The following is a 12,547-nucleotide window of genomic DNA, read 5'->3' on the forward strand; positions in this document are numbered from 1 at the left end:
GGTGCTGTTTGACCCAATTATCCCGGAATTGGTTTAGCTTAGGGCCGGATTTTTTGCCGCCCCCGGGCCAAAAGCCCAGCGATAGCAGCCTTTGCCCGCCCGTTTGGCCTGATACATGGCATCATCCGCCCGCTGGATGCAATGCTCCAGATCCGGGTCATCATCCGGGTAGAGGGCAATGCCGATACTGGCGCCGATGCAGGGGGTTTTGCCCGCCAGGGGAATGGGCTGATGGATGCGCTCAATGAGGCGCTGGGCTTGTTGTTCCAGCCCTTCCCGGGTGGGGACGCCCCCGGGGCTGAGCACCAGAAATTCGTCGCCCCCCAGGCGCACGATCAAATCATCGGCCCGCAGGCAGCTTTTCATGCGTTGGGCGGTTTCCTGCAATACCCGATCTCCGGCGTTGTGGCCCAGGGTGTCGTTGATGCCCTTAAATCCATCCAAGTCCACGTAGAGGATGCCCGTCTTGGCCCGCTGTCGGGCCATGGCGGCGGTAATGGAGGGAATAGCCTCCGCTAGGGAGGCTCGGTTGGGCAGGCCGGTGAGGGTGTCGAACAGGGCCAGGTGGGTGATCCGCTCCTCCAGTTCCTTGCGCTCCGTAATGTCCCGGAACACATTCACCGCCCCCGTAATGCGCCCTTCCTGGCGGATGGCGGCCACGTTGTATTCCACGGGGAAAGGCTGGCCATCTTGGCGCCAATAGACATCGTCCTTGATCTGGCGGCTGAGGCCATCCGCCAGGGTCTGGTGAATAGGGCAGTCTTCCGGGGCGTAGGCCTCGCCCCCCGGATAGTGATGGTGGGTGATGGGATGCAGGAGCCAGCCCAGGCCTTCGTTCTCTCCCCAGCCGAACATGCGCCGGGCCGCCGGATTGACGAAGATGACCCGGCCCTCCCGATCCACGCCGCAAATCCCTTCCCCCGCCGAGGTGAGGATGGATTCTCCCAGTTGTTGGGCGTGGCGGGCTTCCGCCACGGCCTGTTGCAGCTTGGCCGAGTACTCCCGTTCCTGGCGGTGCAGGGCTTCCTGATCCGCCTCCTGGCGCCGCCAGCTGCGGGAGATGACCCCGGCCACGGCCCAGGAGGCCACAACAAAGCCCAGGGCGGTCAGCAGGGTGTTGCGGCTATCCCGCTCCCATTGGCTCAGATAATCGGACTCAGCCAGTCCTACGACGAAATAAAGGGGAAAGCCCCGGATGTGGCGAAAGTGGAAGCTGCGGTAAATACCATCCACCCCGGAACGGGTACGGTAATAGGCCTCTTCCTTACCTGAATGGAGCAGGCCAAATAGCTCCGGGGAGGGGGTGGTCGCCCCGGCACTGGCCCCCCGGGAATCCGCCTTGGTATAGCGGGCGATGAGGGCATCCTGTTCCCACAGGCCGATATTGCCCTTGTCTCCCAGATCCACCTGGGAAAACATGGCGAGAAAATAGTCGATCCCCACCGCCACATGCACATCCCCGGCAAAGCGTCCCTGGGGATCGTTTAAGCGGCGGCTCAGGGTAATCATCCACTTTTGCGCCGCCCGACCCATGACCGGCCGGGAAATCACCAGGCCCGCGCCGGGGTCGGTTTTCATGCGGATAAACTGGGGCCGGTCCCCAATGCTGGCCCGGGCGACTTTTATATCCTTTACCCCATAACGAATAATGCCCTGGGCGTCTGCCACCCGCAGCCCCAGGGCCTCCGGCAGCCGGGCGTCCTGGCGGGCGAGGAAGGCGTCCATCTCCTGTTCCCGGATGCCACCCCGGGCGATCTCCCGCTCTGCCTCATCCCGTACCGTCTGCAATACCAGGTCGATTTTGCCGAACACCCCCCGTAGGCTCTCTTCCAGAATGCGGGAATAGTTGGCGGTCAATACCCGGGCCTCCTGCTCCTCATTGGCCCGCCCCTGCATCACAATCACCACCGCCAGGGCCAGCACAAAAATATCCGCTAATCCCACCCCCAACCAAAGCAGATGGATCACACGACGACGTCGAGGAGAAGGAGCGGCGAGGGACATGGGCGCAAAGGTAAGGAAAATCCTACCCAAGGATAGCGCCCCTGGCTGGTGCTTAGCTGACCTTGGTCAAATGCTGGTGGGGAATGCGAAGCGAGGGAGGACTTGATTCGGCGTTGGGGCTTGGGGGATTTAATAAAGGCCGGCGTCAGTGATGGTGCATCCCTGCTTTGTCAGGGCTTCCACAACCGCAGCCCTTGTTTCCTTGTGAAATTTTATGTGCCTTGAGAGTGCTTCGCTATTTTTACAGTAGTCAAAGCTATTAGGTCTGAGCTTGACGTAAAAATAATGGTTAGAAAATATTCCCCGGATTTCTTCTTCCCTATATTTATACGCCGCATAATTATCGCTGTTCCCTGAGATAATTATTGGTGGATATATTTTTTGACAATTTGAGTAATCTCCGTCGTCATCCTTGCTGAAAATAATGATGTCGAGCCGTTTGTTGTCATTGCTTTCTAGGTGGCGCGAGGGAGTGCTGTGCTTGTCTTGAAAGTAGTGAAGGAACGAAGGTGGAGCAAAGTCTGCGTGGTCAATGATATGATAAATATTCTGATTGTTGCTGTTTGCGTGTAGTGGAGATATGTAAAAAAGAATAATTGTAAAAATAAGAGTTTGCGCTTTTTTGTGGGGCATTTCTCCTCTCTGCTTCTAGTTACTGAGGGCGTTATTTGAATGAGGGGGGGCGACCTCACCCCCCCAATAAAAATATTTATTTTGCGTTTCGCCAATATAGAGAATGACCCTCATATTTCCATATGCGGTTACGTTCCTTCTCGTAATACCAGGCCCAAGCAAACCCATCGCTTTCTTTGTCCCAAGTTTTTCCGTTATCCGTGCTGATTAGCGTAACGGAGTCGCTCATGACTTCCCCCGGCTTACGGCTTTCTCCTGAGAGAATTAGTTGCCCCTCGTTTCCCAGAAACAAAGCCCCTGGGACGACGTCGCTGGAAAATTGATGTTTAAAAACCTCTCTGTTGTTTCTATAAAGGAGGTAGGCGGCTGGGCGGCGCTCAATGTCAGGTTTGTCATCGGGAGGGGCTTTTCCGACAAAACTGATCAAATGAATATTTCCGTCTAAGGAACCTTTAATGTCTGCTAAGGATTGATTGCATAGAACAATATCCGGATATAACCATTTTCGAGGTGGCTCGGTATGGGGAATACCCCAGGGGATACTATAAAGAAGGGTACTTTCTGTGATTTCAGTGGGGGTTTTTGGAAGTTTTATTTTTCTGATATAGAACGATATGTGTAAGGTTCCATTGCTGTCCAGGTCATAGGCACTAAATCTTGCGCGCACATCCCTTACCATTGGAGAAAAACCATTTCCATCAGGATTATCTGTTAGTTGTTGATTAGTCCAAGGAGGCAGAGTTATTTCTAACCAATGCTCACCACCGTCAGATGTTTTCCATATGCGCATCCCATCAGCAATAAGGTAGCCATGTCGTCCGTCCGGTAAAAAAAGAGGCTGTCCCGGTTGTACTCGATCAGGCCAAGGTAATTGGTGCCAGGTATTGCCTCCGTCGACGCTTTTCCAAAGTGTATGCCAGCGCTGTCCATACCCATCTGGACCATTAGGTAATTTGTAATTAGTCCAATCTGTAGTTACGTAAATTGTTCTCCAGTCTGGCGATATCCACCAAGCCCCATTTTGTCCTGGCTTTTCAAATATTCGTGCGATTCCATTCTTTAAATTCCCACGAAGAATGCGAATGGTGGATCTATTTTCAATTTCGTCTTCGTCCTTCATCCAGGGCTCTGTTTCTTCCGGTTTATAGTTGTCCGGTAATTTTCCTGTAGGTACCGCCTTAAACTTTATTTCCGGTGTTATTGGCTTAAAAACAATGGCCTGGGTTCCAGATATTCTCAAGTCACCGCCGCCGTAAGGCTTGTCATGTTCCATTAGTTCTGTTTCATAAGTCCATATATTAAGTGCCTTGTATAAACCATATCCCCCTGCGGTAAGTAATACAATGAAAAATGTGATCGCTAATATTGCTTTAATAATGGGGCATAAAATACACCAGATTCCTAATGAAAAAGAATGGAGAAAATTTTTTTAAATATGAAAATTCATCGTTTTAGTTGTTGCTAACCAAGTCTTTGGTGTGCACAAGGACACTTCTTATTTTGATAAAGGCCGTCCCGTGGCCGGGTCCAGCCCCTTGGCCTTTGCCATGGCAACAATACGGGCTTCACTGGGGAGGGGCGGGGGCTGGTTGGCTTCCCAGGCTTCCTGCCACTCCAGCTTGCCGTTCCAGGCTGGCAGCTTGGCGGGGGGCAGGGGAACGATCCGGTCTATTTCTGGGACCTGAGGTTTCAGGTAGGAGTAGACGGAGAGCATGTCCGCAATGATGCGATATCGCCTTGCCCGTTCTGGATCTTTTTGTCTGGCCTAAGTAATGCAGTTCATCGTTCGAGGCTGGGCCCGTAAAGCCATGTTCAAGAAAGGATGGGGCCACCTCGTTTCCGGCTTTTGCGCCGAGCTGGAAGATTTTGAGGGCTTCTTCGTAGTGTTTTAGTATTTTTTGGTGGATGGCGTATTCCAGGGCCGCTTCGCCATGGCCTTGTTCTGCTGCGCAGCGGAACATGGCATAGCCGATCGCTTGAATATCCGGTGGATTGCCAACCCCGCTGATTTTATCTCCCACTACGTACTGAGCTTCCGGATTCCCCAGGTCGGCCGCCTTTCGGTAGTACTTCAAAGCCAGTTCCTCGTCTTCCTTCACCCCATAGCCCTGTTCCAGCATCCGGGCCATGTCGTAATAGCCCCCCGGAATGCCACGGCGGATCAGGTCCTGGGTCAGTTGATAGATTTCTTCTTCCCGGTTATCGCTGGTGGCATTGCCTTCCCCCAGGAGGCTTCTTAGTTCCAGGTTGGCTTTGTCGTGACCATAAGCCGTGGCAATGCGTAGCAGCCGTTCCATTTGGGGATATTGGGCCGGGTTCTCCGTGAGCAGGTTCTTTTTACGGAGCCAGCGGGCGTAGCGGTAAAGCTGGTCTGCTTCCGGGTCCCGGGGCGGGATGCGGTCTTTTTCGTAGGCGCAGGTAAAACTTAAACGGGCTTTAACCTGTGCCCAGCTTTTGCCGTCTTGGGGGACGCTGATTTCCGGGAGGTCCGACATTCGGTGACCTTCCCCTAGAAAGGGGACCTCCCCATCGCAGGCCGTGAGGGCAATAAGGAGGGGAGCGAGGCACCAGAGGCTGCTGGCCTGCCACCCCTTCCTATTCCCTTTGATCGGGCCGCTCCGGTTCATTTTGGCAAGGGCCTTCCCGTGGCCGGGTCCAGGCCCTTGGCCTTTGCCATGGCCACGATTCGGGCCTCGCTGGGGAGGGGAGGAGGCTGATTGGCCTCCCAGGCTTCCTGCCATTCTAGTTTGCCGTTCCAGGTGGGTAGCTTGGCTGGGGGCAGGGGAACGATCCGGTCTATTTCTGGGGCCTGAGGTTTAAGGTAGGAGTAGACGGAGAGCATGTCCGCAATAGCGAGATATCGCCTTGCCCGTTCTGGATCTTTGGTCTGGCCTAAGTAATGCAGCTCATCGTTCGAGGCTGGGCCCGTAAAGCCATGTTCAAGAAAGGATGCAGCCACCTCGTTTCCGGCTTTTGCTCCAAGTTGGAAGATTTTGAGAGCTTCCTCATGGTTTCCTAAATCTTTCTGGTGGATGGCGTATTCCAGAGCCGCTTCCCCATGACCTTGTTCTGCCGCGCAACGGTACATGGCATAGCCGATCGCTTGAATATCCGGTGGATTGCCAACCCCGCTGATTTTATCTCCCACCACGTATTGAGCTTCCGGATTCCCCAGATCGGCTGCCTTTCGGTAGTACTTCAAAGCCAGTTCCTCGTCTTCCTTCACCCCATAGCCCTGTTCCAGCATTCGGGCCATGTCGTAATAGCCCCCCGGGATACCCCGGCGGATCAGGTCCTGGGTCAGTTGATAGATTTCTTCCTCCCGGTTATCGCTGGTGGCATTGCCTTCCCCCAGGAGACTTCTTAGCTCCAGGTTGGCTTTGTCGTGGCCATAGGCCGTGGCAATACGCAGCAGCCTTTCCATTTTGGGATATTGGGCTGGGTCTTCCGGGAGCAGGTTCTTTTTACGGAGCCAGCGGGCGTAGTGATAAAGTTGGTCTGCCTCCGGGTCCCGGGGCGGGATGCGGTCTTTTTCATAAGCGCAGGTAAAACTTAAACGGGCTTTTACCTGTACCCAGCTTTTACCGTCTTTGGGGACGCTGATTTCTGGGAGGTCTGACATTCGGTGACCTTTCCCTAGAAAGGGGACCTCCCCATCGCAGGCGGTGAGGGCGAAAAGGAGGGGGGCGAGGCACCAGAGGCGGCTGACCTGCCACCCCTTCCCATTCCCTTTGAACGGGCCTCTCCGGTTCATTTTGGCAAGGGCCTTCCCGTGGCCGGGTCCAGCCCCTTGGCCTTTGCCATGGCAACAATACGGGCTTCACTGGGGAGGGGCGGGGGCTGGTTGGCTTCCCAGGCTTCCTGCCACTCCAGCTTGCCGTTCCAGGCTGGCAGCTTGGCGGGGGGCAGGGGGACGATCCGGTCTATTTCTGGGACCTGGGGCTTTAGGTAGGAGTAGCCGGAGAGCATTTCTCCAATGAGGCGGTATCGCCGTACTCGTTCCGGGTCTTTGGTTTGCCCTAAGTATTCCAATTCATCATTCAGCTGCGGACCGTTAAATCCCTTTTCCAAAGCGAAGGCAGCTGTTTCATTTCCAGCTTTTGCGCCGAGTTGGAAGATTTTGAGAGCTTCGTCATAGTTTTTTAGAGCCTGCTGGTGGATGGCATATTCCAGGGCGGCTTGACCGTGGCCTTGTTCTGCTGCGCAGTGGTACATCTCCATGCCAATATTTTGTATATCCAAGTGGCCTGTTTGACGTACTAGTTTATCTCCCACCACATACTGAGCCTCCGGATTCCCCAGGTCGGCCGCCTTTCGGTAATACTTCAAAGCCAGTTCGTCATCTTCCTTCACCCCATAGCCCTGTTCCAGCATCCGGGCCATGTCGTAATAGCCTCCCGGGATACCCTGACGGATCAGGTCCTGGGTCAGTTGATAGATTTCTTCCTCCCGGTTGTCGCTGGTGGCATTGCCTTCCCCCAGGAGACTTCTTAGTTCCAGGTTGGCTTTGTCGTGACCATAAGCGGTGGCAATGCGTAGCAGCCGTTCCATTGGGGGATATTGGGCCGGGTCTTCCGGGAGCAGGTTCTTTTTACGGAGCCAGCGGGCGTAGAGGTAAAGCTGGTCAGCTTCCGGGTCCCGGGGCGGGATGCGGTCTTTTTCATAAGCGCAGGTAAAACTTAAACGGGCTTTGACCTGCACCCAGCTTTTACCGTCTTTGGGGACGCTGATTTCTGGGAGGTCTGACATTCGAGGTTCCTTACTAAATAGAGGGTGATCCGGGTCGCAGGCCGCTAGGGTGATGAGGAGCGGGGCTAACCGCCAGATTTTGTTGGAGTTAGTCTCCATTGCTGCGATCCTTAGTTCCGGCATAGAATTCCACCAAAGAGGCGATAGGCGAGTGTCCGAAACCTTGTTGTTCTTTGTTTCGGTTGATGACGTAATCCCAATTTTTGTAAGCCTCTGCCATTCCTTTTAGCCCTAGAGCTTCTTCTCCACTTTTGCTTTTTGTATGTAATCCCCACAGGTGTTTGCGGGTCGGCGTGGTAATTTCCGGGCGGTGGTGGGCGATGTTGAGTTCGCTATCCACCTGCATGCTGCGGGTATTCAAGTTGGCGCTACCCAGGGTCATGAAAGCGTCGTCAATGAGCATTAGCTTGGCGTGTACATAGACCGGAACCCAAGGGTGGCCTTGGGGAGTATTGGGTGCAACCAGGGTGCAGATATGGCATTTCAGCCCGGGCCGGTCGATGGCGGTAACTTTGTAGTTTTTGTCCTGGATGGTGGCCAATTCCCTGGCTTTTTCCTTTTGCTTGGCCTCTGCTGCCCGAACCTGGGCATTGGCCTTGTCGTAGCGTTGGGTCAGGTCTTGGGCTGTATTAGGCAACCCCGCCAACTGGCTGGCCTCCACGTCTAGTCCATGAAGCGAAGAGCGGGCGGACCGGACTTCCGTATTGGCGTCGCCTAAGGCACGCTTCGCCTGATCTTCCCGTTCTGCTTTTGCCACATTGGGTAGAACATCAGCCCGGCCCAGGCTTTCCAACATGCGATAGGTATTGACTTTACCTGCGCCCAAGCCTTCATTTTCGTCGGCGTTAGTGATTGCAAACAGATAGATAGGGCCATGCTTTCCCGGATCCCGCTTCATCTGGGCTTGTTTTGCCGCACAGGCTTTGAGCGTTTCTGCGAACGGTGGCCAGCGGAAGTATTGGTTTTCCACATAGACATATTGGGAAGCCATGGTCAGCGCTTGCAAATAACATTTTTTTATATCTTCGACTGCTTTTTTTTGGGATTGGGTGCGCAAAAATTGCCCCTTGATATAATTATCCCTGAGGGCGTAGGGGTAATCCTTGAATCGGGGCGGGGGAAGAGATTCTCCTGTTTCGTCTTTCCAGGCTTGGGCAAAGTTATCAAATAAATCTCCCACTAATTCGCCGGTTATCCTGGCGGAAAAATCCTGACGGGGCAGGTGGCCATTTCTTCCAGTATTGCTCGTGTATCTTTTATAGCCATGCGGACTATCGTCCCAATACTCGTCAAGCATGTTATGTCCCATAACATAGCCGACACAATGATGGGGGTCTTCATAATCAATAACGACTGATTTTTGGTGGTGGGAGGGGCCTGCGGCTAGTTTGAGTTTGGTTTCGTTGCTTAGGTCTTTGTCGTCATAACGCTTTTCCTTTAATCTTTCTCGGTCGCTATTGGAAAAGCCACGGCTGACAAATATTATATTTCCCGTTTTTGGCGTGGGGTTAATCCCCTTTATTTCTGACTTTTTGTTATAGTCGTTAAGAGTCTGATATCTGTCGTAACGAAAAAACCACTGTTGGTTATATTTGTATTGGTTGTCCGACATATTGCTAGGCTGATCTTTAATGGCTGATGCATGTCGCCCAGGAAGATTTGCTTCTCCTGGTATCATTCCTGTGATATTTATACCAAGACCTGCTGGATTTACTGCGTAGCTAATTATTCTTATCTTTACCCCGCGCTGGCCAACTTGTTCTAGTAACTCTCCAATGCAGGGTGTTGCTTCATTCCCATCACGGATAAAATACATCGAGGGTTGAAATCCCCAACAAACTATTGAGACCGATTTCTTGGCTCTGGCTATGGCTTCATGAATATCCCTGAAGGCATCTTTTCCATTGACGAGTAGGTGGAAAGCGCCGTTTTTTGGGGTATATTCCGATTTATTTAAAAACCATTGCGGAGTTAGGGTGGCGGATGATGTGTTATTTAGGCTGAGTGGTACGTTTATTTTGCTCATTTGTTATTCTGTTTCAGAGGAGTTTTTGGTAGTAGTCAAAGGCGTGATCCTTTGGGGGGATGTTTTCGCTTTCGCTGGCGCTGCTACCGGCGATATGAGGTATAAATCCAGCATTTAAAGCAGGGTCTTTTTCTGGATCGTCGTAATCAGTTTTAATGGGGATTTTATATATCAGTCCGTTGGCTAGTTCAACTCGGTACTCTTGAGTAATTACGGCATGGTCAACGAGAATGCTGCCTTCTTCGTCCAATACATCTTCCTTTATCAAGGCCCCGTCTGCGTATAGCTTATAAGGCATCCCCATCCAGGCTGTTTTGGCTCCGGCGGGGGCGTGGTCAAAATTAAAGCGTAAAGGCATTTTGTAGCTGCTTTGCGGGTAATCCGGATGGGCGGCAGTCATGCTGGCTGGGCCGCTCCAATCATGGGTCGCCCCCTTAATACTCACTACTCCCGGGGCATGGAGTTCAATCTTGCCGCCTTTGATACGGATATAGGCGCCGCCGCTGGTGAGCAGTACTTCCTCTTTGGCATTGAGGAGTTGTTTGGCGCTCACGCTGGTGATAGTGACATCCTTATCGGCGGTAATTTCCATAGCGTCGCTTTGCGCCTGCACCTGAACCTTGCCCTTGGCCGCAATGAGCTTGAGGGCGATCTGATCTTTCACTCCGGCGACGAAGAGGCTGATGTGTTGGCCCACGTTGTGGAGCCAGCGGCGGCCGGAGGTTTGTTGGGTGTCCCGTTGGGCGATCAGGTCCAGGTTGGTGCCGGTGCTCACCGTGGCGCTTTGTTCCGTCCCGGCGGCCAGGCCCCCGGGGGCGGAGAGGATCATGAGGGGCTGGCGCCCGGTCTGATCCTGGGCGGTTTTCCCTTCCGGGTCCGTGTTGCTGCCCCCTTCCCAGGCTTTCAAGGCGCTGACCTGGTGGTGCAGGTGGCCCGTGGGGGTTTTGCTGGCCTTGGCGTTGTTGGGCTGGATTTGTTCCGGGCCCGTTTCCACCGTATCCGCTAGCTGATGGGTGGCGTTTTCGCCCAGGGCCTGGCTTAGGGCCAGGGCGCTTTCCAGTTGGTGCTGGATGCCGCTCCGGGCCAGTTGTTTGCCGCCAGCGTTGGCCTGGGCTTCGGTGCTGAGGAGCAGGCCCTGGCCCGCCCGCAGGGCGCCTTGCCGGTCGGTTCGCAGTTCAAAGCCGTCCCCTCGGGGCGTGGCTTTGCCCTCGGTCCGGGGATGGGTGAGGAAGCCCTGGTTGAGCTGGGTTTTGCCGTGTTCGCTGGAGAGTTTGGCCCGCACTTCCCCCGGGGTGTCGTCGAAGAGCAGTTCGTTGTATTGGCCCCCCTGGTGTTCCTTACTCTTGATGCCGGAGAGGGTTTTGTTGGCGGGGAGGGTGCCGGCGCCGCTGAAGGTGGGGGGAAGGTGGCTGCCGTTATAGAGCACCCCGGTGATGAGGGGCCGGTCAATGTCCCCTTCCAGGAAGTCCACCAGCACTTCCTGGCCGATGCGGGGAATGAACTGGTGGCCCCAGGCGGCCCCGGCGCTGGGCATGGCGACCCGGAGCCAGCAGCTGGAGGTGTCGTCCCGATTGGCCCCCACGGTGGGGTGTTCGTCGGGCCGTTGCCAGTGGAACTGGACCTTGATGCGGCCCTGGGCGTCCGTATGCACTTCTTCCCCCGAGGGGCCCACCACGGTGGCGGTCTGGGCGCCCCGGGCCGTGGGTTTGGCCTGGTCGCTGTGGGCATAGGCCGGGGTGAGGGGGAGGCCCCGGCGCTGGGCGGTGAGGTGGGTCTGGAAGGGCTGGGCTTCTGTGGGGGAGAGGCTCCCGGCGCCTGAGGTGCCGGCGGTGGGGCTGGTCAGGGCGCTTTGCCCCAAAAGGCTGGGGGGCAGTTGCTGGGCCAGTTCTCCGGGCAGGTTGTTCCTGGCCGCGAACTGTTGCCGGGTAACCACGAATTCCCGCTGGTCGCTGCCCTTCCCGTCCAGGGCCGGGTGGTCGTCCAGGCGGAACCATTGACCCGCCAGAAGGCCCCGCACCGTGCCCTGGCCGGTGAAGGCCTTGGCGCTCCGGTCATGGGCCTGTTGGCGCAGGCGGGCGTAGCGTTCCAGCTGATCCGGGTCTTGGGCGTAGTAGAGGCTTTGGGGGTCGTAGTCTTCCAGGGTGGTGCCGGCGGCCTGGCCGTCTTTTCCCTGTTCCACGTGGCTCCCATCCCCTCCTTGCAGGGTGGTGACAGGCTGGTAGTCGAAGCTGGCCAGGCTCACTTTGCTGGAGACCACCTGGCGCTGGCTTTCCCAGTGGCTGAGGCCGTCTTCTTGCTCCGTGGCGTCGCTGCGGTGGAAGCGTACCCGCTCCAGGGGGGCGGCCGGGACCGCATAGGGATCGTCGAAGGCCACCAGGGTGACGTGGGGCGTACCTTCCTGGCTATGGTCAAAGCGCCAGGCCAATCCTTCTTCGTGGAGCAGGCGGACGATGAAGTCGTAGTCGGTCTCCCGGTACTGGAGACAGTAGCTGCGGGGGGAGAGGGGCTGGGTCAGGTGGAAGTCCAGCTGTTGCTGGGCGGCAAAGACCGGGTTGGCGGCCCGGTGTTCGTCCAGGATCTGGCGGATGATGGCGTCTGGGGTGAGGTCCTGGAAGACCCGGCTGGTGTGGCGGAGCTTGAGCAGGGCCAGGGGCGGTTCCAGGGTCAGGGCATAGCGGGCGAAGCCCCCGTCACTGGCCAGGGCTTCGGCACCGCTGACCACGCCGCAGCGCACCACCGGGGCCCCATCCTGGCCTTCCACCGTCAGGGCGGCGGCTAAGCCCAGGAGGCTTTTGAGTTCCAGACCCACGTCCGGGGACAGGCATTCCACCCGGTAGCGGTAGGACTGGGAGAGGCCTTCTTCCCCTTCCAGGGCGTGGGGCAACAGCCGCTCCGACCAGACTTGGCCATCCCCCAGTTGCAACCCGAACTGCCGACCCGCCTGCAAATACCCGCTTCCGTAACTCTCCAATAGCTCCGCCAGGGATTTCATACCAGCATACCAAATGCATGAAAGGCGGCATTGTAACCTGCTCCCTATGGCATGGGAATAATGTGACTTTCGTCACAGTTAAATCGTTCTAGCGCTTTTTGGAGGGGACTGGAGTTTTTCCGCTTTTTGGGGGTGATTTGGCA

General features: G+C 55.7%; 8 protein-coding genes and 1 pseudogene. All 9 read right to left on the bottom strand.

Going from position 1 to position 12,547, the window contains the following annotated elements:
• Nucleotides 1-33: 33 nt before the first annotated feature.
• The 9 genes and pseudogenes from Azoinq_RS13820 to Azoinq_RS13855 all read right to left on the bottom strand — a co-directional run bounded on the left by Azoinq_RS13820 (nt 34) and on the right by Azoinq_RS13855 (nt 12,404).
• A complete protein-coding gene (locus tag Azoinq_RS13820; protein WP_216128324.1) occupies nt 34-1,968 on the bottom strand; it encodes a bifunctional diguanylate cyclase/phosphodiesterase in 1,935 nt (644 codons plus the stop codon).
• Between the two features lie 165 nt (nt 1,969-2,133).
• Nucleotides 2,134-2,637, bottom strand: coding sequence for a hypothetical protein (locus tag Azoinq_RS13825; protein ID WP_216128323.1), 504 nt, complete (start codon nt 2,635-2,637; stop codon nt 2,134-2,136).
• Between the two features lie 76 nt (nt 2,638-2,713).
• The gene (locus Azoinq_RS13830) at nt 2,714-3,910 is read right to left on the bottom strand and encodes a WD40/YVTN/BNR-like repeat-containing protein (protein WP_216128322.1); all 1,197 of its coding nucleotides are present in this window, start codon (nt 3,908-3,910) and stop codon (nt 2,714-2,716) included.
• A 222-nt stretch (nt 3,911-4,132) separates the two neighbouring features.
• Entirely contained in the window at nt 4,133-4,351 is a 219-nt protein-coding gene (locus Azoinq_RS15255) for a DUF6396 domain-containing protein (protein WP_408627080.1), read from the bottom strand.
• A gap of 373 nt (nt 4,352-4,724) precedes the next feature.
• Nucleotides 4,725-5,378, bottom strand: a pseudogene (locus Azoinq_RS15260) (hypothetical protein); the annotation flags it as partial.
• Nucleotides 5,261-6,259, bottom strand: a complete 999-nt coding sequence (locus tag Azoinq_RS13840; protein ID WP_216128320.1) for an SEL1-like repeat protein — start codon at nt 6,257-6,259, stop codon at nt 5,261-5,263. The gene Azoinq_RS13840 and the pseudogene Azoinq_RS15260, both read right to left, overlap by 118 nt.
• A 128-nt stretch (nt 6,260-6,387) precedes the next feature.
• On the bottom strand, nt 6,388-7,386 hold the full coding sequence (locus Azoinq_RS13845; RefSeq protein ID WP_216128319.1) for an SEL1-like repeat protein: 999 nt from the start codon (nt 7,384-7,386) through the stop codon (nt 6,388-6,390).
• 88 nt (nt 7,387-7,474) lie between these two features.
• A complete protein-coding gene (locus Azoinq_RS13850) occupies nt 7,475-9,412 on the bottom strand; it encodes a phospholipase D-like domain-containing protein (protein WP_216128318.1) in 1,938 nt (645 codons plus the stop codon).
• Between the two features lie 13 nt (nt 9,413-9,425).
• A complete protein-coding gene (locus Azoinq_RS13855; RefSeq protein WP_216128317.1) occupies nt 9,426-12,404 on the bottom strand; it encodes a type VI secretion system Vgr family protein in 2,979 nt (992 codons plus the stop codon).
• Nucleotides 12,405-12,547 lie beyond the last annotated feature (143 nt).

The organism is Azospira inquinata (assembly GCF_018905915.1).
Classification (GTDB): Bacteria; Pseudomonadota; Gammaproteobacteria; order Burkholderiales; family Rhodocyclaceae; genus Azospira; species Azospira inquinata.